General features: G+C 62.4%; 18 protein-coding genes. 6 read left to right on the top strand and 12 right to left on the bottom strand.

Annotation, left to right across the window (positions count from 1 at the left end):
• Nucleotides 1-73 precede the first annotated feature (73 nt).
• Together aceB and aceA are read right to left on the bottom strand one after the other, a co-directional pair.
• Complete coding sequence (gene aceB, locus QRN04_RS09090; protein ID WP_284975695.1) at nucleotides 74-1,735, bottom strand: malate synthase A; 1,662 nt, start codon at nucleotides 1,733-1,735, stop codon at nucleotides 74-76.
• Between the two features lie 22 nt (nucleotides 1,736-1,757).
• On the bottom strand, nucleotides 1,758-3,104 hold the full coding sequence (gene aceA, locus QRN04_RS09085) for an isocitrate lyase (protein ID WP_284975694.1): 1,347 nt from the start codon (nucleotides 3,102-3,104) through the stop codon (nucleotides 1,758-1,760).
• Between the two features lie 153 nt (nucleotides 3,105-3,257).
• Here aceA and QRN04_RS09080 point away from each other — a divergent pair, with 153 nt between their 5' ends.
• Nucleotides 3,258-4,766, top strand: a complete 1,509-nt coding sequence (locus QRN04_RS09080; protein WP_284975693.1) for an XRE family transcriptional regulator — start codon at nucleotides 3,258-3,260, stop codon at nucleotides 4,764-4,766.
• A 26-nt stretch (nucleotides 4,767-4,792) separates the two neighbouring features.
• On the opposite strand, the gene QRN04_RS09075 is transcribed toward QRN04_RS09080, so the two are convergent.
• A complete protein-coding gene (locus QRN04_RS09075) occupies nucleotides 4,793-5,410 on the bottom strand; it encodes a TetR/AcrR family transcriptional regulator (RefSeq protein WP_284975692.1) in 618 nt (205 codons plus the stop codon).
• A 302-nt stretch (nucleotides 5,411-5,712) separates the two neighbouring features.
• Here QRN04_RS09075 and QRN04_RS09070 point away from each other — a divergent pair, with 302 nt between their 5' ends.
• Both QRN04_RS09070 and QRN04_RS09065 read left to right on the top strand, forming a co-directional pair.
• Nucleotides 5,713-6,642 carry a cytochrome b/b6 domain-containing protein gene (locus QRN04_RS09070; RefSeq protein WP_284975748.1) on the top strand — a complete coding sequence of 310 codons (930 nt, stop codon included), beginning with the start codon at nucleotides 5,713-5,715 and terminating at the stop codon, nucleotides 6,640-6,642.
• Between the two features lie 189 nt (nucleotides 6,643-6,831).
• Nucleotides 6,832-7,542, top strand: a complete 711-nt coding sequence (locus tag QRN04_RS09065) for a queuosine precursor transporter (protein WP_284975691.1) — start codon at nucleotides 6,832-6,834, stop codon at nucleotides 7,540-7,542.
• A 1-nt stretch (nucleotide 7,543) separates the two neighbouring features.
• On the opposite strand, the gene tgt is transcribed toward QRN04_RS09065, so the two are convergent.
• The 5 genes from tgt to QRN04_RS09040 all read right to left on the bottom strand — a co-directional run bounded on the left by tgt (nucleotide 7,544) and on the right by QRN04_RS09040 (nucleotide 12,108).
• Nucleotides 7,544-8,806, bottom strand: a complete 1,263-nt coding sequence (gene tgt, locus QRN04_RS09060) for a tRNA guanosine(34) transglycosylase Tgt (RefSeq protein ID WP_284975747.1) — start codon at nucleotides 8,804-8,806, stop codon at nucleotides 7,544-7,546.
• A 204-nt stretch (nucleotides 8,807-9,010) separates the two neighbouring features.
• Nucleotides 9,011-9,721, bottom strand: a complete 711-nt coding sequence (locus QRN04_RS09055) for an SRPBCC family protein (protein WP_284975690.1) — start codon at nucleotides 9,719-9,721, stop codon at nucleotides 9,011-9,013.
• A 78-nt stretch (nucleotides 9,722-9,799) separates the two neighbouring features.
• Nucleotides 9,800-10,744: a DUF6707 family protein gene (locus QRN04_RS09050; RefSeq protein WP_284975689.1), complete on the bottom strand. Its 945-nt coding sequence runs from the start codon at nucleotides 10,742-10,744 to the stop codon at nucleotides 9,800-9,802.
• A gap of 66 nt (nucleotides 10,745-10,810) precedes the next feature.
• Nucleotides 10,811-11,350, bottom strand: a complete 540-nt coding sequence (locus QRN04_RS09045; protein WP_284975688.1) for an NUDIX hydrolase family protein — start codon at nucleotides 11,348-11,350, stop codon at nucleotides 10,811-10,813.
• A gap of 77 nt (nucleotides 11,351-11,427) precedes the next feature.
• Entirely contained in the window at nucleotides 11,428-12,108 is a 681-nt protein-coding gene (locus QRN04_RS09040) for a hypothetical protein (protein WP_350224927.1), read from the bottom strand.
• A 169-nt stretch (nucleotides 12,109-12,277) separates the two neighbouring features.
• Between QRN04_RS09040 and QRN04_RS09035 the strand changes: the two genes are divergently transcribed.
• Nucleotides 12,278-12,874 (top strand): YdeI/OmpD-associated family protein, encoded by a 597-nt coding sequence (locus QRN04_RS09035; protein ID WP_284975686.1) that lies wholly within the window; start codon nucleotides 12,278-12,280, stop codon nucleotides 12,872-12,874.
• Nucleotides 12,875-12,907: 33 nt separating this feature from the next.
• Here QRN04_RS09035 and QRN04_RS09030 read toward each other — a convergent pair whose 3' ends face one another.
• Nucleotides 12,908-14,083 carry a glycoside hydrolase family 76 protein gene (locus tag QRN04_RS09030; RefSeq protein WP_284975685.1) on the bottom strand — a complete coding sequence of 392 codons (1,176 nt, stop codon included), beginning with the start codon at nucleotides 14,081-14,083 and terminating at the stop codon, nucleotides 12,908-12,910.
• 92 nt (nucleotides 14,084-14,175) lie between these two features.
• Here QRN04_RS09030 and QRN04_RS09025 point away from each other — a divergent pair, with 92 nt between their 5' ends.
• Nucleotides 14,176-14,988, top strand: coding sequence for an SDR family NAD(P)-dependent oxidoreductase (locus tag QRN04_RS09025; RefSeq protein WP_284975684.1), 813 nt, complete (start codon nucleotides 14,176-14,178; stop codon nucleotides 14,986-14,988).
• A complete protein-coding gene (locus QRN04_RS09020) occupies nucleotides 14,988-16,256 on the top strand; it encodes an acyl-CoA dehydrogenase family protein (protein WP_284975746.1) in 1,269 nt (422 codons plus the stop codon). The genes QRN04_RS09025 and QRN04_RS09020 overlap by 1 nt, the downstream gene beginning before the upstream one ends.
• A gap of 17 nt (nucleotides 16,257-16,273) precedes the next feature.
• Here QRN04_RS09020 and QRN04_RS09015 read toward each other — a convergent pair whose 3' ends face one another.
• The 3 genes from QRN04_RS09015 to QRN04_RS09005 form a co-directional block, all read right to left on the bottom strand.
• Nucleotides 16,274-17,101: a DUF1684 domain-containing protein gene (locus QRN04_RS09015; protein ID WP_284975683.1), complete on the bottom strand. Its 828-nt coding sequence runs from the start codon at nucleotides 17,099-17,101 to the stop codon at nucleotides 16,274-16,276.
• Nucleotides 17,102-17,372: 271 nt separating this feature from the next.
• On the bottom strand, nucleotides 17,373-18,653 hold the full coding sequence (locus tag QRN04_RS09010; protein ID WP_284975682.1) for an Ig-like domain-containing protein: 1,281 nt from the start codon (nucleotides 18,651-18,653) through the stop codon (nucleotides 17,373-17,375).
• 93 nt (nucleotides 18,654-18,746) lie between these two features.
• Nucleotides 18,747-19,364: a hypothetical protein gene (locus QRN04_RS09005; protein ID WP_284975681.1), complete on the bottom strand. Its 618-nt coding sequence runs from the start codon at nucleotides 19,362-19,364 to the stop codon at nucleotides 18,747-18,749.
• Between the last annotated feature and the right edge of the window lie 125 nt (nucleotides 19,365-19,489).

Raw genomic sequence — 19,489 nt, 5'->3', positions numbered from 1 at the left:
TGCGATGAGTGCTGGCAGCCCAGCTTCCGGGCTCGGTGTTGTTCCGGGGTGGTTGCCCGGTCTGTGTCGCCGGTTAGGCGGCGACGAGTTCCTCTTTGGTTGCTTCCTCGCGTGCTTCGCTCAGGTAGCGGGCGTAGGCGGGGATGGTGAGGAAGGTGGGGAATTCTTCGGCGAGGGCGACTTCTTCGAAGATGGCGCGTGCGTCCGCGAAGCGGTCATCATCGAAGCGCTCCAAGCGGGCGAATTCCTCATCGAGCATCTCCTCGACCCATTCACGGGTGATGATGTCGCCGTGATCTGTGATGGCGTGCGAGTGGATCCATTGCCAGAGTTGGGAGCGGGAGATCTCGGCGGTGGCGGCGTCTTCCATGAGGTTGTGGATGGCGACGGCGCCGTTGCCGCGGAGCCAGGACTCGATGTAGCGGATGCCTACCTCGATGTTGATCCTGATGCCGGCCTCGGTGATGGTGCCTTGGGTGCTGGCAATGTCGATCAAGGCACGGTCATCGGGGGTGACGTCCTCGCGGGAGCGGTCCAGCTGGTTGGCCTTTTCTCCCAGGACTGAGTCGAACACGTCCCGGCACACGGGCACCAGGTCCGGGTGGGCTACCCACGAGCCGTCGAAGCCGTCGTTGGCTTCACGGGTCTTGTCGGCACGCACTTTCTCGAACGACGCCGTGTTGGCGGCTTCGTCCTTGCGGTTGGGGACAGCTGCTGCCATGCCGCCGATGGCCATGGCTCCACGGCGGTGGCAGGCCCGGACCAGTTGTTCGGTGTAGGCGCGCATGAACGGCTGGGTCATGGTTACCTGGCCACGGTCCGGTAGCACGAAACGCGGTCCCCGGGTACGGAAGTTCTTGATCAGGGAGAAGATGTAGTCCCACCGGCCGGCGTTCAAGCCCGCGGCGTGGTCGCGGAGTTCATACAGGATTTCTTCCATTTCGAACGCCGCGGTGATGGTTTCAATCAACACGGTGGCGCGGATAGTGCCCTGCGGGATGCCGAGCAGGTCCTGGGCCAGGACGAAGATGTCATTCCATAGCCGTGCTTCGAGGTGGTTTTCGATCTTGGGCAGGTAGAAGTACGGCCCCTTGCCTTGGGCGAGCAGCCGCCGGGCGTTGTGGAAGAAGAACAGCCCGAAGTCCACCACGCCGCCGGCGATTGGTTTGCCGTCGATCAGCATGTGCTTCTCGGGCAGGTGCCAGCCGCGGGGGCGGACCACGATGGTGGGCAGGTCCTCCGCCGGGCGGAGCTTGTATTCCTTAGTGCGTCCGTCGGCGGTGGAGGTGAAGTCGATCCGGCGCTCCAAAGCATCCGTTAGGTTCAACTGGCCTTGGATCACGTTGCGCCACGTGGGCGTGGAGGAATCTTCCATGTCCGCGAGCCACACTTTGGCGCCGGAGTTCAATGCGTTGATGGTCATCTTCCTGTCCACCGGGCCCGTGATTTCCACACGGCGGTCCTCCAGGCCCGGGGCCGGGGGAGCCACGCGCCAGGTCGGATCGTTGCGGATGCCCTCGGTTTCCGGCAGGAAGCGTGGGTCCTGACCGGCGGAAATCTGGTTGCGGCGGGTGTGCCGGGCCTGCATCAGTTCCTGACGCCGATCCGCCGTCGCCCGGTGGAGTTGGCCAATGAACTCGAGCGCATCCGGAGTGAGGACCTCGTTCTGCCGGCAGATAGGCTGCGCGGTCAGGGTGATGCCATTGATGGTGAAGTTGTCAGTGAAGCTGTTCACGGCGATTTCCTTTCGGGAGTGGCTAGTGGAATTGGCCCTCTTCGGTCGATCCGACCAGGGCGAGGGTGGACGCGTTCGGGTTGAGCGCCGTGGCGATGTCGTCGAAGTATCCGGTGCCGACCTCGCGCTGGTGTTTGGTGGCGGTGTAGCCGCGGGACTCGGAGGCGAATTCCATTTCCTGGAGCTCGACGTAGGCGCCCATGCCTTCACGGGCGTAACCGTGGGCGAGATCGAACATTGAGTAGTTAAGGGCGTGGAAACCAGCCAAAGTGATGAATTGGAACGTGAACCCCATGGCGCCGAGCTCGCGCTGGAACTTGGCGATGGTTGCGTCGTCCAGGTGCTTGCGCCAGTTGAACGACGGCGAGCAGTTGTAGGAGAGCATCTGGTCAGGGAACTCGGCCTTGACGGATTCGGCGAACTTACGGGCAAGCTCCAGGTCCGGGGTACCGGTTTCCATCCAGATCAGGTCCGAGTACGGGGCGTAGGCCTTGGCGCGCGCGATGCACGGTTCGATCCCGTTGCGGACCTTGTAGAAGCCCTCGGGAGTACGGATGGGTTGGCCCGCTTCGCGGAGGATGAATTCCTGGTCGCGTTCGTCAACGTCCGAGGTGATCAGGGTCGCTGCCTCGGCGTCGGTGCGGGCGATGATCACGGTAGGCGTATCGGCGACGTCGGCTGCCAAACGTGCCGCGTTCAGGGTGCGGATGTGTTGCTGGGTGGGAATCAGTACCTTCCCGCCAAGGTGGCCGCACTTCTTCTCCGATGCGAGTTGGTCTTCCCAGTGAACGCCCGAGGCACCCGCGGTGATCATGGACTTCATGAGCTCGTAAGCGTTCAGGGGGCCGCCGAACCCGGCTTCGGCGTCGGCCACGATCGGCACCAGCCAGTCCTCCACGGTCTGGACTCCCTCGGCGTACTCGATCTGGTCCGCGCGGAGCAGGGCGTTGTTGATTCGGCGGACAACTTGGGGGACTGAGTTGGCCGGGTACAGGGACTGGTCCGGATAGGTCTGGCCGGCAAGGTTGGCATCGGCGGCGACCTGCCACCCCGAAAGGTAGATAGCGCGAAGCCCGGCCTTGACCTGCTGCACGGCCTGGTTGCCGGTCAGGGCGCCGAGGGCGTTCGTGTAACCACCGGTGGATGCTTCCTCGGTAAGCTGCTTCCACAGCTTCTCCGAACCGCGGCGGGCCAACGTGTGCTCCTCGGAAACCCGCCCACGGAGGCGGACGACGTCGGACGCGGAGTAATCGCGAGTGATGCCTTCCCACCGCGGGTTGGCGGACCATTCAAGTTCCAGCGCTGCGGCCTGCTCGCTTGCGGACTCCTGAGCGGACGTCTGGTCTGCTGGTTCAAACGATGCGGTCATTGCATGTCTCCTAATATCCAACGGGGCTCCCCAGGCCGGCCTCCGCTGCGCCTTTGCAGCTTCGGCCGGCTTTCCAGGGTCTGTGTTTCTTTTTCGTAAGGCCTACTTTTCAGCACTTCCTAAAGCGTTTCTAGGGGAAAGCTATGGAAAGAAATGCACTTCTTCGCGTATTCTCAAGAAATGTCGCCTGTGAGCTGGAATCGTGACGTCGCGTCGCCGTCGTCGTCCCCGTCGTCCCCTGAACTGGACGTCATCAGCCTTGGCCGCCGCGTGCGCCATTTGCGCAAGCAAGCCGGGCTGACCCTTGATGACTTGAGTGCCGCCGTCGGGACCGCTCCGAGCCAGTTGAGCCTGATTGAGAATGGAAAGCGGGAGCCCAAATTAGGCCTGCTGCAACAGCTCGCGGCATCACTGAATGTGGGCATCGACCAGTTGCTCGGGGCGGAACCGCCCAGCCGCCGCGCTGCCCTGGAAATCGAGCTCGAACGCTACCAGCGCGGGCCGTTGTACGAGTCGCTGAACCTGCCGAAAATCCGCATCAGTTCGCGGCTTCCGCTCGATGTGCTGGAGTCCCAGGTGGGGCTGCTCCAAGAGCTCGAACGCAAGCTTAATGAGCAGGTCGCGACGCCGGAAGAGGCCCGCCGTGCGAACGGCGAGTTGCGTGCCATGATGCGCGAGCGCGGTAACTATTTTCCCGAGTATGAAGCCGAAGCGCAGAAGGTCCTTAAAGGGGTCGGTTACACCTCGGGTCCGCTCAGCCAGCACGTCATCGCGGACATCGCTGAGAACCTTGGCTTTTCGCTGCATCACGTGAGTGATCTGCCGCATTCCACGCGGTCCGTGACGGATTTGAAGAACCGCAGAATTTATCTCACGCAGAACCAGCGGCAGGACCACGACCCTCGGTCAGTGCTTCTCCAAGCGCTGGGCCATTACGTCCTGGGCCATGAGACACCGCGGAATTACGGTGATTTCCTGGCGCAGCGGGTGGCCACCAACTACTTCGCTGCTGCATTGTTGTTGCCGGAGCAGGCCGCTGTCGAGTTCCTGCAGAAGGCCAAGGTCGCGAAGGAAATCGCCGTTGAGGACATCCGGGATGCGTTTGCCGTGTCTTACGAGACGGCGGCGCACCGCTTCACCAACCTCGCCACCAAGCATCTGGGTATCACCACGCACTTCCAGAAGACCCACCAGTCGGGCATCATCTACAAGGCTTACGAGAACGACGGCGTGACCTTCCCCCAGGATCACACGGGGGCCATCGAGGGCCAGCCATCGTGCAAGGCCTGGACCTCTCGTGCCGTGTTCGACGTACCGGATAAGTTCAGCGCTTACAGCCAGTACACGGACACCCCTTCCGGCACTTACTGGTGCACGGCCCGCACCGAACGATCTGCCGCAGGTGAGTTCTCGTTGAGCATTGGAGTGCCTTATCAGCACGTGAAATGGTTCCGGGGGCGGGAAACCATGGCGCGGGCAACCTCTACCTGTCCGGACCCGAACTGCTGCAAACGTCCGCCGGCATCCCTCGCGAACGAGTGGGCTGGTAATGCGTGGCCTTCCGCGAGGGCACATTCGCACTTGTTGGCAGCCATGCCTCCGGGTGCCTTTCCCGGCGTGGATGAGACCGAGGTGTACTCGTTCCTGGCCGCTCACGCTTAAATGCGCGACGCCGGACGCTTGCCAAGCTAGCGAAGCAGCCGCTCCACCAGCACGGCTGCGGCCTCGACAACCTCGTCTGCTGCCCTTTTGGACGAGCTAAACGCCACCTCGCGGCCTCCAACAGTCACGATGTCCGTGATGACGGCGACCGTGAGCCGGCCCAAAGTGTCGTTGTTGGCGCCGAGAAGTACTGAGTTTTGCCGTACCCATTCCTGTCCGCGTTCGCGGCGCAGCACCTCGAATCCCGGGGGAGTGTCGCCTTCAATGAAGACCCGTTCAAGTGCACGGTGCTTCCAGGTGTAGTCGAAGTAGCTCCGGCTCCCCACGTTGAACAACGCCAAGGGATCGGTCTCTCCGGCCCGTCGCTCCTTGGCTACCGCGGCAGCGACAACCCTCTCGTGCTCGTTTTGATAGTCATCCCAGAGCGCCAGGAAAAGCTCGGTCTTCCCCCCGAAATGGTGGTAAAGGCTGCCCACGCTAGACCCGGCGCGGGCCACGATATCCGAGATGCTGGCGTCCGTGAAACCGTGCTCGACGAACACTTGGCGGGCCGCCTCCAACAGGTTCCTGCGGGTGGTTGCCGTGCGGGTCCATTGCCAGGACGCCACGCTGGTGGCTACCTCCGATGTTTTGCGGACCATCATCGCGACTCCTCACAGGGCAGCGGACAAGCCGAAATCTTTGACCGGCCATTTCCTGGAATCCTACCTTCCAAGAAATCCACATAGCCAACCCCAAACCTTGACGCATGCTGAAGCGGCAGGAAATAATTCTGGAAGTCGGTTCTAGAAAGACATGTTCCGGCTTGTCCCCGAATGCTGCGATTTTTGACGCCGAACGCCCCGAAACCCCGGTGGACGTTTTCCCCGTCGGGCTGCAACTGGTTGAATCTCTACGAGAGCGCCAACTGGTCGCACGCCAACAAGCCAGAGAGGAACGCGGCCTGATGTCCGTTTCAAGCAAGTCGTCCGGGATCACGTCGAACAGGTGGTTCAAACCCGTCGTCGTTACGGTAGGGGCCCTCGTGGTAGCGCTGATCCTGGTGTTGGTTGCCCAATGGCTCAGGACCCTTCAACCGGTCCAGCAGTTCCTCCGGGACTATCCGGGGCACTCCGCCATTCCTGAAGGAGCACCTACGGGCTTCCCGGCGTGGCTCGGCTGGCAACACTTCCTCAACATGTTCTTCATTGTCCTGATCATCCGTTCGGGGTGGCAGGTCCGAACCACTACGCGCCCTCCGGCGTACTGGACCAGGAACAACAAAGGGCTGATCAAAACCAAGAATCCGCCTACCAAGATCAGTTTGGACCTGTGGTTCCACCTGACCTTGGACGCCCTCTGGATGCTGAACGGCCTCATCTTCATCGTGTTGCTCTTCGCCACAGGCCAGTGGTTGAGGATCGTTCCCACCAACTGGGACGTCTTCCCGAACGCGCTCTCCGCCGGGCTACAGTATGCCTCGTTGAACTGGCCGCTGGAGAACGGCTGGAACAACTACAACAGCCTGCAGCTGCTGACCTATTTCCTCACCGTCTTCATTGCCGCGCCGCTGGCCATCATCACCGGTATCCGGATGTCCGGGGCCTGGCCCAAGAAGGCAGCGGTCAACAAGGTCTACCCCATTGAAGCGGCGCGCAGGATCCACTTCCCGGTGATGATTTACTTTGTGGCTTTCGTGATCGTTCACGTGACCTTGGTACTGGCCACCGGAGCGCTGAACAACCTGAACCATATGTACGCCTCAAGCAACGACGACAACTGGTGGGGTTTCGGCATCTTTGCCTTGTCCATCGTCGTTACCGCCGCTGCTTGGTTCCTGGCCAGTCCGTTGTTCCTCCGGCCCGTGGCGTCCCTGATGGGTAAGGTCTCCCGCTAGGAGGCACCACGCTGCCGCAGCGCATCCGTCAATGCATTCTCGACGGTGCTGGTTGGGGCGCCGGTTTGGGAGTGCTGGGGTGGGAGAATGGAAGTCGGTGCCGGGTGTGATGCCCCACCGACCAGTGCTAATACAGCGGGGCCTCCTCTTCACCAGGGTGCCTGCGCAAACCACTATGAACGGATACTCATGACCACGCCCTCCGGCTCCAGTACCCTGAGCAAGCCAGCGCCGCGCTTCGCCTCGATCGGATCGCCCAACTTTGGCATCCTTCTGGCCATCATGGCTGTAGTGCTGATCCTGTCCAACATCGGGGCTTCCAAGGGCGTTGTCATCGGCCCGATCATCACCGACGGCGGGTTCTTCCTCTTTCCCTTGGCCTACATCCTCGGTGACGTCATGAGCGAGGTCTATGGTTTCAGGGCCAACCGCAAGGCCATCTTCACCACGTTCACGCTCTCGGTATTCGCCTCGCTCTGCTACTGGGTCATCATCGCGCTCCCCGGCTTTAACGACGATTTCGGAACTGCCAAGCAAGCAGCCATCGAGGGCGCTTTGGGCCCGGTTCCCCAGATTGTCCTTGCCTCGCTTCTTGCATTCCTCACGGGGCAGACCATCAACTCATGGATACTCGTGAAGATGAAGGCGCGGTCGGGTGAAAAATCCCTGTGGGCCCGCCTCATGGGCTCCTCAGGCGTGGGCGAATTCGTGGACACCCTGATCTTTTGCAGCATCGCGGCCTCGGTCATCGGCATCACAGACGTCGGTTCGTTCGTCAATTACGTCCTTGCAGGCTTCCTGTACAAGACCGGCGTGCAGTACCTGTTGGTTCCGGTGACGGTCCTGGTGGTGCGTTGGATCAAAAAGCGCGAGCCGAGCTACGGCTTGGTTGCGGCGTAGCCTACGAGTAGTACCTACCGAGGGTCTCGGCCTTGAACTCGAAGAAGTCCCCTGACTCGATGGCAAGCCGGGCATCATCGACCATTTTCACCACGAAACGTTCATTGTGGATGGAGATGAGGGTGGCAGAGAGCATCTCCTTGGCCTTGTACAGGTGGTGGATGTAGGCGCGGGAGTAGTTGGCGCAGGCGTAGCAGTCACAGCCGTCCTGCAGCGGCCCAAAGTCTTTCTTGTAACGCGCCCCGGACAGGTTGAAGCGGCCTGAGGGTGTGTAGAACGCGGAATTCCGGGCAACACGAGTGGGGGAGACACAATCGAAAGTGTCTGCTCCGTTTTCGATGGCCGTGAAGATATCGTCCGGCTCGGAAATTCCCAGCAGGTGCCGGGGCTTGTCCTCGGGAAGTTCCTCGTTGCACCACCGGACGATCGTGCCGAGATTTTCCTTCTCCAACGCCCCGCCGATTCCGTACCCATCAAAGGGCATGCTGCCCAGGTCCTGGCACGCTTTGCGCCGAAGGTCCTCGTACTGGGCGCCCTGGATGACGCCGAATAACGCCTGATACGGCTTGCCGGCCCGCCCGGACGTCAGCCGTTCATGCTCGGCCAGGCACCGAAGAGCCCACAGCCGTGTCCGTTCAAGGGACTCTTCCTGGTAAGCCCGCGAGTTCTGCAACGTGGTCAGCTCATCAAACGCGAACATGATATCCGCGCCGATTTGATGCTGGACCTGCATGGAGATCTCCGGTGAGAAGCGGTGCCGGTCCCCGTTCAGGTGGGATTTGAACCAGACGCCGTCGTCGTCGATGTGCGCCAAGCGTTCCTTGCCCGGAGCCACCGCATCATCCGGGCCTGAGTTGTCCACGTTCTTCATGTCGATGACCTTCTTGAACCCCGACCCCAAGCTCATCACCTGGAATCCGCCCGAGTCCGTGAAGGTGGGGCCGGACCAGTTCATGAACGCGCCCAAGCCACCCGCGGCGTCGAGAATCTCCGGCCCAGGCTGAAGATAAAGGTGGTAAGCGTTGGCAAGCACTGCCTGCGCGCCGAGTTGCGCGATGGACTCCGGGAGGACGGCCTTGACTGTCGCTTTAGTCCCGACGGCGATGAACGCAGGCGTCTGGATGGTTCCGTGCGGCGTGGTGATGGACCCGGTCCTGCCCAGGAAGGCGCCGCCGTTGGCGTCCACCAGGGCGTCCGACGGCGAACACGTTTCGGCAAGGCGCTGGCCCACGGAGAAGGAGAACTCGGATTGCCGGCCAGGCAGAAGTGATTGCTCGAGCGGGTCGGTGGCGGCTGCCCGGGAGGATACGGCTGATGGGGTGGGCTGGGCGGACGCAGCAGCGGACACACCTGGAGCGGGAACGGAACTTGGCACGCTTCCCAGTCTGCCAGCTTTGCGCTCCGAACCCGGCAATAGCCAGCCTGCAGCGGCCCGCAGCGAACAGGCTTATGGCGACGCTCCCCAAACTCAGGAGCTGTACTTCTCCGCCTTCCAGTTGTCCCATGATGACCGGATGTCCGCCAACGCGTGGGCGCCAAGATCGTACGTTGAGGCAATCACCACTGACCCGCCGTCGGGCCTCTTATCCGGAATGGGTAGTTGTTCGGCGACGATGAGCAGCCCGTCGCCGTGCTCCGCGTAGCTATGTACGGTGACCCCGACTTGATGCCGACTCTTGAACCAAACACGACCGGACAAGGCCTCACCGGTGGGTAGCGTGAGCGAGTATTCGTCACCAATAGGCGGCAGATCGCCAAGGCCCAGTTGTTCGATCGCCGGACCGCCGCTGCCCGGGACCGAAAGGAAGTGCGTACGCCTGTGGCCGTGCGGATGACGTTCCACAGCGAACCGCAGTTGCTGCAGGAAGGTCAGCCAGCCTTGGGTGATGTCCTCATCCCACTCCGCCCACTCCGAATTGTGGTCCAGGGCAGCCCTGGTCACCGACACTTCGGTGCCACCGGAGACAGGATGCAGTTCGAAAACATCCCCGCCATTGACGGTCAGGCTGGTGTGATCCGGCCCCTCCACAACGTCGGGGGAGAAATAGATGTGCTTGATTTCGTCAGCGAGGTCATCGGCTTCCCAACCGTGCCATTGAGCCACCAATGACGGTTCGCGCAACATGGCCCAAACCTGCCGCGCGTCAGCATTAACCACAACGCTCAGATTGTTCGTCATGGCCCCGAATCTACAGCCGTTCGGGCGCGCGGAACAGGTCTTGACAGCACGCGACGGTACTCGGCATAGGACGGTGCCTCAGGCGCGGACGGCTTCCAACTCATTACCGATGCGCCGGCCCAACTCTTCCTCATCGATCGTCTGGGAACCGCCATGGGCGCGCAGGAACAGCAACGACTCGAGCCTTAGGAAACGCCACTCGCGCTCGGCCTCCGAATTGCCGTTGTCGATGGCGCGGAAAATCTCTTTGTCGTACAGATTGGGTTCGTTCAACCCCCGCTGCCGGACGCGGGCGTTGATGAGGGCCTTGAACGGGTCCTCTTCCTGGGACTCCGGAGCACGCAGCAACTTTTCGTAGACCGATGCCCGATCCCTCTGGCCGGCCTCCCGGCAGATAAAGCTCGATAACGCGAGGGCGCGTTCGATCGAGGCCCAGCGGTCCAGGTTCCCGTCGAAGGGCAGCACGTTCAACAGGTCCGCTACAGCCAACGCATGGTCCGGGTCCCGGTGCACGATGCAGAGGTCGAACGCCAGATCGCTGAGGTCCCGCAGGCAGCTGCCGGATTTGGTGTTGATCCCCTTCGCGAGCCGCTCGGCCAGGACTTGCACGCCGCTCTTGCCTTGATGTCCCGCAGCAGCAGCGCGAACCACAGCTTCCGGTGTTCCGTCCGGTTGCGGGATGAGAGCCATTTCTTCGGCGGTAGGCCCGGTGTGCGCGGGCGGTGCTTCCGGGGGGGGAGGCACCACGACGGCGTCTGCTGCGGGAGTGCCCGTCTCCGGTCCGGCTGAGGTGCTGGAGTCCGGGTCACCTACCGGCACATTGGAGCCGACCGCGATCCGCACCGTTCGGCCGTCGACTGTTGTGACCAGCACCAGAGCAGGCACCCCGTAATCGTCATTCTGCACCTCCACGCCGCGGACTTCCTCGGCGGGACCGTCTCCGGGTGGGAAGACGAAATCTCCGGGCTGCAGGTCCCCAGCCTGCTTTTCTTTGTATTGCTGTGAGGCTGGGCTGTGAGTCATCGGATGTCCTTTGGTTCTCTTGGGGTCCAGTCTACAAAGACCAGCCGAGTTCAGGGGCGGGACCCGCTAGATGGCAACGCCCGAGAAGGCCAGGGCTTGCCGTACCAGGTTTCCGCGGCCACCTTCGAATTCCTGCTGGACATCGTCGCTTAGCACCTCCTGCGGGGTCATCCACGTCAGTTCCAGGGCGTCTTGGCGGGGCTCGCATTCGCCCGTGACGGGAATGACGTACACCAAGGAGACGGCGTGTTGCCGGTCATCGGTGAAGCCCGTCTGGGAAGGCGCGGGGAAGTACTCTGCCACTGTGAACGGGACAGGGCTGATGGGCAGTTGCGGGAAAGCCAAGGGCCCGAGGTCCTTCTCCATGTGCCTCAGGAGGGCTCCGCGAATGGTCTCGCGGTACAGCACACGGCCAGAAACGAGGTAGCGAACCATGTTTCCATCGGCGTCCCCTTGCAGCAGGGTGCCGACTTCATTGACGTAGCCGAGCGGATCCAGCCTGACCGGAACGGCCTCCACATAAACCATGGGGAGGCGGCCGCGGGCTTCGAAGAGGTCCTCATCGGAAAGCCAGCCTGGATACGGGTCAGGTGTACGAACGCTCATGGTTAAGTTCTACCGCATGCGCACCCGAAGTTCGGTGGTGGCCGCACGGCGCCACCCCGGTTACGCTCTCGGCGACATTAGCCGGGCGTTACCTCCGGTGCCCGTTCCACCACGATTGACGCTGGTGCTGAGCCGCCGGCGGCATCCGGGTTGGCCACGTACAAAACCTCGTCGCTGATTCGCGCCTCAACACCAGCTTCAGTGAGCCTGCGCAGCAGTGGTTCCGGATCGGCGTCGTACTCGAAGGCGAGGTCGCCCGAGGTGGCTTCAGTGCCGTGCAGCACCCGGAGGATACCGCCATTCTTGGTGGTGAAGGTCGCTGATGCGTCGTCCGAGTCGCGGGGACGGGCGCCGATGTTGCGGAGCTCCTGGGCGGACCCGTCGACGTCGGGACTCACCCAGACGGCAACTACGGTGAGTGCCTGATCGGCTTCGCCCGATGTCGCCCACGTGCCATCGGCAGCGCGTTCGGCCTGCTCCGCCAGGAACGTGAAGCCATCTTTGGCGGAGATCCGCACCGCCGTGCCAAGGGACGCCTCCGTCAGCTCGGCCCGGGTTCCGTCCTCGCGGGTGCGGCGCGCGAACTCGTCGAGGCCGCCTACCTCTACACCAAAGACAGTGGTGCCGTCCTCTGGCGAGCCGGGTTCCGTGGCATGCAGCACCAAGCTGCCGGACCCGGCGTCGAACTCATGCCACTCAGGGTGCTTCCCGACGCTCACCAAACCCAAGGCAGAGAGGAGTTCGGTCCAGGGCTTCATGCGGGAGGTGAAATGGATTGGCCGGGCTCGCAGCATTGGTCCTCCTGGTGATGGTGCGCTGTTTCCGGACTGCGCGTTTCCAGACTATGCCGTGGCGGCTGATCCCAGTAGGCGCGGTTCACAACAAGGCACTTTTCACATCAGGCACGGCTCACTGCAGAATGGTCCCATGCCCCTTGAGCTCGAAGAACTTCTGGTCAAAGACGCCGTCGAATGGCGCGCTTGGCTTTCCACGAACGCGGCCACGAGCCCCGGCGTGTGGCTTGTTCTGCACAAGAAGGGCGGGAACGTCACGGACTTGGACTACGACGCAGCGCTGGACGAGGCACTGTGCTTCGGCTGGATCGATGGCCAAGTGAAGGGCCGGGATCTCGAGAGCTTCGTCCAGCGAATGACCCCCCGTGGACCGAGGAGTATCTGGTCGGCGCGAAATGTCGGGCACATTGCCCGGCTCGAATCCGAGGGCAAAATGACCGAGGCAGGCCGGGCCGCCGTCGAGGTAGCCAAAGCCAATGGCCGCTGGGAGGCCGCCTACTCGGGGTCTGCCGACCTGGTGGTTCCGGAGGATCTCGCGGCTGCAATTGCTGCTGTTCCAGAAGCGCAAGCGATGTTCGATGTCCTGACGTCCCAGAACCGGTTCGCATTGGTCCACCGCACTAACCTGGTCAAGAGGCCTGAGACTCGAGCGCGGAAGATTGCCGGATTCGTCGAGATGCTCGCCCGCCATGAAGCCCCGTATCCGCAAAAGAAGCGTCCCGCCTCCTGACCTGGCCGGGCCGCCCTCCATCTGGGCCGGGGCTCACAAGGTTGCCGCGGCTTCGAACGCCATCCAGGCTTGCAGCTGGGTTGAAAGTTCGACGGCGACGCCGTCCGGATACGTCTGCTTCGCCGGGCGCAGGGGATCGGGGGAGAAGACCAGCGACGGGACATGCTTATGGCCTTGTGGGCGGTCCGCGGCGTCATTGCGGCCATCCCAGAACGCCTCAGCCGTATCGTGGACCAAAGTCCGGGCGATGCTACGGGTAGCCCTTCCAAGCCTTTCGTCACGTGCAGCCAATGCCAGATAGCGGAGCAGGATTCCGGTGAAAAGCCCACCGTCGCCGCTGCCTTCGCCGCGGATCACGTGTGTGCCCGGGACGGTCAATTCCCGATTAACCGCCTCAACCAGTTGGCGTGCCCGGTGGCGATTGTGCTCGCCACCGAGTTCCAACAAGGCGCCAAGGACCGGTCCTTGGTTATAGGTGTAGATCCGGTCCTCCAGTGTGGTTTGGCCCTTTTTCAGGTGCAGCCCGTCCTGATAGAGGCCGAGTTGCGGATCGAGGAGGTTGGCGTTCAGCCAATCCACCAAGGACTGGGCCCTGGACCGGTGGGCCGTTCGGGCGAAATACAGGGCTACCGGTGCGGTTGCCGGCGTGTTCTTGAAGTCACGCTTGGTGCTCCAAAATGTTCCCCCGCCGAGGTCATCCGTCGAGGCCGACTCGAGCTGGGGCGTCAAGGAACGCCGGACGGTTTCGTAACGCTTTTGGCCCGGTTTCCCTGCATCCCTGGCAAGTTCTTCAAGCCTCAGTGCAGAAAGGGCCAGCCACGCCATGTCGTCATAGTAGGAATTGACGAACCGGAAAAAGTTGCGCATACGGATAGTGCCAACCAGCTGTGACGCCAGGCTGCCCGCACTGGGGCGGGAACCGCCGTCGAACCTCACTCCGGTGGCGAGTTCGCGGCGCCCGGCATCCACCAAGCAGTCCACGTAATGCGCCTGCCACCAGTAATGCCACGGACCCACGAGTCCCCACAGGCGATTTGACGGAAGCGCCACCGAGCCGATGTGGGTGCCGGGCAGGAACAGCAGCCGGTGTCCAAAGCTCCTCGTGACGGCACGCGCGGAGTCATCGGCACGAGATGCCCAGTCCGATGCCAACCCGGTGGGGCGGAGGTTCGACGCCGGGACGTGGTCTGGCTGCTCGTGTTCAGACATGGAACCAGCCTAGCGGCAGGTCACCGGGTGCGCGTCAGCCGGATTTCAGTTAACATGCATTAACAGATTTGGGTCTGCATCAAGGAGGATGAATGGACATCAAGGGTACTGTCGCGCTGATTACCGGAGGGGCGTCCGGCTTGGGAGCCGCAACAGCCAAGCGATTGTTCGACGCCGGTGCCTCCGTGTTGCTGGTGGACCTGCCGCAGTCGGGCGGTCAAGCCTACGCCGAGGAGCTCAACGGCGGGGCGGCTGCCGGCGAGCCGAGCGGCACCGGGCCCAAGGCAGTCTTCGCACCCGCGGATGTCACCAACGAAGCCCAGGTGCAGGCAGCCGTCGACGCCGCGACCTCCTTGGGGCCGCTCCGCATCGTGGTCAACTGTGCAGGCATTGCCACTCCCGGAAAAGTCCTGGGACGCGACGGGGTCCTGCCGTTGGAAACGTTCAACAAAGTAATCCAGATCAACCTCGTGGGGACATTCAACGTCATCCGCCTCGCAGCCGCAGCCATGGTGGAGACCGAACCCGTTTCCACCGAGTTGGGTGGCCCCGAACGCGGGGTCATCGTCAACACGGCCTCCGTTGCGGCGTTCGAAGGCCAAATCGGCCAGCCGGCCTATGCTGCCTCCAAGGGAGCCGTGGCGGCCATGACCCTCCCTCTGGCGCGGGAGTTTGCGAGGTCGCTGATCCGGGTTGCCACTATCGCACCTGGCATCTTTGAGACGCCGATGATGGCCGGCCTGCCACAAGCCGCGCAAGACTCCTTGGGCCAGCAGGTCCCACACCCGGCGCGCCTGGGCCGAGCCGCCGAATACGCCAATCTGGCCGCTCACATAGTGGAGAACGCCATGCTTAACGGTGAGACCATCCGGCTGGACGGCGCCATCCGGATGGGACTGAAATGATGGGACTCCAGAAGGCTCCTGCAGCTTCGCCGGGTTCCTTCGGGTCAGCCCCGTCCTTGGCCGACCTGCCCACGGCGGACTTCTTCGACTTTGAATCCCTGCTCAGCGTCCAAGAGCAACGCAAACTCAACGAACTCCGGGCCTTCCTGGCCACTGAGATCGCCCCATACGCGGGCCAGTGGTGGGACAAAGCCGAGTTCCCGGATCACATACTTCCCAAACTGGCAGCACTGCGCCTCAGTGCTCCGGCTCAGCGGGGATACACGCACCTCTTCGCCGGCCTAGTGATCGCCGAAATGACGAGGGTGGATACCTCTATTGCCACGTTCTTCATGGTCCACCACGATCTCTTCGTCGAATCGCTGTACGACTTCGGCAGTGATGCACAGCAAGACCGCTACCTTGACGACGCCTCGAACCTCCGCACGACCGGTGCCTTCGCATTGACCGAACCGGACCATGGTTCTGATGTGGCCGGGGGCATGCAGACCACCGCCCGGCGTGTTGAGCGCGCAGAGTCCGACGGCGGGGACTACTGGGTGATTAACGGCGCCAAACGCTGGATCGGCAATGGGACGTTTTGCAACTACATGCTGGTGTGGGCCAAGGACGAGGCTGATTCATCGATCCGGGCCTTCATCCTGGACGCTTCGCTGCCAGGGATCACACGCAGCCGCATTGAGAACAAGATTGCCCTCCGCACCGTCCAGAACGCCGACATTGTTTTCCGCGACGTCGAGGTTGCAGAAGCAGACCGTTTCGCCGGAATCAGCAGTTTTGCCGATACCAACCATCTCCTCAGGGGCTCCCGAATCATGGTGGCGTGGCAGGCCGTGGGCCAACAATTGGCCGCCTTCGACGTTGCCCGGCGATACGCCGTCGAACGTATGCAGTTCGGCAAGCCGCTCGCGAAGTTCCAGCTCATCCAGCAACACCTGGTGGACATGCTGGGAAACGCCGTGGCCAGCATGGGAATGATGGTGCGGATCGCGCAACTCCAAGAGGATATCTACACCGATGCCCAAGGCACACGGCACGGAGGGGCCGCGATGGCGCAGGTAGCGCTGGCCAAAGCGTATTGCAGTGCCCGTATGCGCGAAACGGTCGCGCTGGGCAGGGGTGTGTTGGGTGGCAACGGGATAGTCACCGACTACGGGATCGCGAAGATCTTTGCCGACGCCGAGGCCATATACACCTATGAGGGCTCCTACGAGATCAACTCGCTCATCGTGGGCCGCGCGGTGACAGGGGTTTCGGCCATCGTCTAGCCGGGAGTGGGCGGGCCCTACTCCGCCGGGATTTTTTCGCCCGCTTCCACCCTCACATCGATGGAATTCCCCCGGACAGGCATCGGGCACGTCCCGTAGGGCGTGAAGGCGCTGGGGTAGTTGATGGAGCGGTTGAAGTCGATGACCACCGACCCGTCAGGCCGCGGGCGGGGGATGGACACCTTTCGCCACTCGTCCGTGGTGTCGCCGTTGGTCTCATCGTGGAAGGTGACGGTCAAGGCGCCCAACTTCTCCTCTTCAGCGTGCAGCCGAATATCGTGGTCGATGCCCGGTGCACGGAACACGACTTCTCCTACGGAACGGTGGATGCCGTCAACCAAGGGGTTGGCGGTGCCAATGGGGACATCCACCGGCTCTGCGTAGGCCTCGAAGCGACCTCCGATGACCCAGTCGGGGTTGTAGTCGTATGTGGGCACGGCTGAGAACCCCGTCAGGACCGGAGAGCCGTTGTCCCGGGTGCGAATAGCGTACTTGTCCGCACGCATGGCAAGTTCAACAACTACTTGCGTACCGTCCGCTCCTCCGTACTGGACCCAGATGAGCGATTCTTCGTCCTTCAGGGTTGCACTCGCGGTCCCCTCGACGGCATCGCCGTTCTCTACGAACGTGAGGCCGTCCCCTGCGCTCGCGGTGAGGAATGCGGTTGTGCCGTCAGTGGACCATAGCCCGGGGACAAGGTCGAGCGTGGTGGGCTCTTCCGGCAGCCACTGGAAGGACGTGAGCGTCAGCCATCCGTGGTCCGCGGAGAGGGCTGCGTTTCGGCCCGCACGGAATCGCTGCCAACGTGCGATTTGGGCATCGATGGTTGTGCTGGGCGAGCTCATTGTTCTCCTTGGGCCAAGTCAGGTAGTGCGCAGCGGTTGCAGTTTGATCAACCATTTGCCCGCTTCCTGCATTCCCACCAGCCTAGCGTTGCTCCCTCGTAGTACAGGAGGTAGTGCCGCAGATGGTGGGGCGTGGTGACGGCTCGCGCTGACCCCCAACCCATGTCAGCGCGAGCCGCGATTAAGGGGCTAAGAGTGCGCCGGGCATGCGTGCAAGCATGTTCCGGCGCACTCCTCAGTCATGTCGGGGAAATCCTGGTTCCGAGGTGTCCTAGTGCGAGCGCCGGTGGGCCCGGCGCACACCTGCATAGGCCAGGAGCGATCCGACGGCGAGGAGGCCTGCCGCGACGAGGAGAACACCGGGTCCCTGAGCGCCTGTACTGGCCAATTGGCCCGATACGGTGGGAGCCGGCGCAGGTGCGGACGGCTGCTTGGTGGTCACGGCAACTGCTGCGGTGGTGCTGGGAGCAGGCGTTGCGGTGCTCGGGGTTGGGGTGGCCGTGCTTGGGGTTGAAGTGGGCGCCGCCGTGCTCGGAGATGGGGTCGGGGTGGCGGTGCTCGGAGTTGTCGTTGGGGTGGGTGCCGCGGTGCCGTCTCCGCTGCCCCCTGCGTTGGTGCGGCGCGTTTGGGCGCCCACGATGCTTTCCCGGCCCTGAATGCTGACCGTACCGTTGTTTTGGTACACATCCAGCGAAGCATCAGTGACGGGCGTTATGACGAAAAGCTCAACGTGCTCGCCCTTCGGGAGGCCTTTCCAAGAAACCGTGACTTTTTGTGGGGAACAATCAACGGTGGCCGGGTATTGGGCGTCGTCGTAGGGTTCGCTCACTTTGCCGTCTGCGTTCAGGTTCTTGCCCACACGCGGTGTAATACGGCTGCAGTCGATAGCCATTCCAGCAGCAGGGGTATCAGTAATCACGACGTCGTTGGTACGGGAAGTCATGGCAGGCATGTAGAAGATGGACTCAAGTTCGGTCTGTGCTGGATCTGACCACCACATGGCTTTACCGACAGACGTCGGGCCCGCTGGATCGCAGTTGACTGTGCACGGGCCATTAACCACAACAGGAACACGCACCACCGTGGATCCCACGGAGAAATTCAATTGGGTTGAACCACCAGTTCCCGGTTGCACCGCGTACTGGGTGGTGAAGTTGCACGCTCCACCGACGTTCAAGGGATGAGTGGCGACGAAGTCCGTCAGGGTGAAGACCACCAGGCCCTGGGGATTCGCCACGGCGGTGGCAACGGTTTGCCCGGTTTTGTTGTTGAGGTCAAAGGTGGAACTTCCGAACCATCGAAGTTCGGCAGGAAGTTGCAGGCTGAAGGTATCGCCGGGCTTCGAATTATCGGGGACCGACCACTGACAGGTCAGGTCTACTTGGTCCCATTGCTGGGTCACTGTGGAGGTGGTGCTGATACTGATGTGGGCGCCCGGAATGTCGGCGGCATTCGCCGGCGTCGCTAACAGGCCGATCCCCAAAACCGTCATCGCGGCAGCCAAGAGTGCGGCCACCACAGAGGCGGCCTTGAGATGGAAGTGGTTCATCATGGTGATGGTGGTCCTTACAATCCGTGCGAAGTGTTCCGTCGAAAGAAGAGTGGTTGAAGGCCGGGGTTCGTGACGGACCCTCGTCCCCCGCCGTCATGACGTCTCCGGGATGTGGCACGGGGTAGTTGGTTCCTGGGCGGCAGGGACAAGCGGATGGAAATTCACTCGAACGGGACTGAAAGCCCCCTCTGCCAGGATTTCGATCGCCATCTTGCATTCCATCAGCCGGGCAAGGTTGCTTTCATTTAGGGGCAACAGCACGTGCACCGCGCAGTTCATGTACATAGCCAGCGCACCGGTCCTTCGGAGCTGGTAGAGGACGGTTTCTCCCAGCCGGGCCAAGTGGGTCCACGAATGACCCGCCCCTGCCCGGGACTTTGGCAGCGAGATGATCGTGAGGACATGCGGGCAGCACGGATCCGGCCCGAACACTGTCAACTCGTGCACCCGCCGCTGGAAGTGCGCTTGCGTGGCCAGCCCCGTGTAGACGTCGGTGCACGAGATAGGTAGGGCCGCTTGGGTTTCCTCCGTCCAGCCTTCAACCAACGATTGGAGTGCATCAGCGTCCAAGTTCCGGTCCACTGCGGCGAAGAGTGCCCGGAAGTCCAACATCGTTTCGCCGATGCTGACGCCGTTCCTAGCGCGGGCGGCCCCCAGCGACCTGGCGATTGGTCCTGGTACTGAGGACCGCGTAGCCAAGTAGGTGGCCACGACCCGGACCTCCGGGAGAAGCCAGTCCGCCTGAAACCGCCAACCCTGCCGATAACTGGTTGCCTGCCACCTCTGCATGAGCAGTTGACGCGCAAAAGTACGTTCGACGAATGATCTTGTCCGGA

The sequence above is a fragment of the Arthrobacter sp. efr-133-TYG-104 genome (genome assembly GCF_030208915.1).
Lineage (GTDB): Bacteria > Actinomycetota > Actinomycetes > Actinomycetales > Micrococcaceae > Arthrobacter.
The sequence above is the reverse complement of the archived record's forward strand: the minus strand, read 5'-3'. Positions and strand labels throughout refer to the sequence as shown.

Coding starts and splice junctions, on each gene's coding strand:
- aceA (WP_284975694.1), bottom strand. CDS start 3,104: ATGACCGCATCGTTTGAACCAGCAGACCAGACGTCCGCTCAGGAGTCC.
- QRN04_RS09080 (WP_284975693.1), top strand. CDS start 3,258: ATGCACTTCTTCGCGTATTCTCAAGAAATGTCGCCTGTGAGCTGGAAT.
- QRN04_RS09075 (WP_284975692.1), bottom strand. CDS start 5,410: ATGATGGTCCGCAAAACATCGGAGGTAGCCACCAGCGTGGCGTCCTGG.
- QRN04_RS09070 (WP_284975748.1), top strand. CDS start 5,713: ATGTCCGTTTCAAGCAAGTCGTCCGGGATCACGTCGAACAGGTGGTTC.
- QRN04_RS09065 (WP_284975691.1), top strand. CDS start 6,832: ATGACCACGCCCTCCGGCTCCAGTACCCTGAGCAAGCCAGCGCCGCGC.
- QRN04_RS09055 (WP_284975690.1), bottom strand. CDS start 9,721: ATGACGAACAATCTGAGCGTTGTGGTTAATGCTGACGCGCGGCAGGTT.
- QRN04_RS09050 (WP_284975689.1), bottom strand. CDS start 10,744: ATGACTCACAGCCCAGCCTCACAGCAATACAAAGAAAAGCAGGCTGGG.
- QRN04_RS09045 (WP_284975688.1), bottom strand. CDS start 11,350: ATGAGCGTTCGTACACCTGACCCGTATCCAGGCTGGCTTTCCGATGAG.
- QRN04_RS09040 (WP_350224927.1), bottom strand. CDS start 12,108: ATGAAGCCCTGGACCGAACTCCTCTCTGCCTTGGGTTTGGTGAGCGTC.
- QRN04_RS09035 (WP_284975686.1), top strand. CDS start 12,278: ATGCCCCTTGAGCTCGAAGAACTTCTGGTCAAAGACGCCGTCGAATGG.
- QRN04_RS09030 (WP_284975685.1), bottom strand. CDS start 14,083: ATGTCTGAACACGAGCAGCCAGACCACGTCCCGGCGTCGAACCTCCGC.
- QRN04_RS09025 (WP_284975684.1), top strand. CDS start 14,176: ATGGACATCAAGGGTACTGTCGCGCTGATTACCGGAGGGGCGTCCGGC.
- QRN04_RS09020 (WP_284975746.1), top strand. CDS start 14,988: ATGGGACTCCAGAAGGCTCCTGCAGCTTCGCCGGGTTCCTTCGGGTCA.
- QRN04_RS09015 (WP_284975683.1), bottom strand. CDS start 17,101: ATGAGCTCGCCCAGCACAACCATCGATGCCCAAATCGCACGTTGGCAG.
- QRN04_RS09010 (WP_284975682.1), bottom strand. CDS start 18,653: ATGATGAACCACTTCCATCTCAAGGCCGCCTCTGTGGTGGCCGCACTC.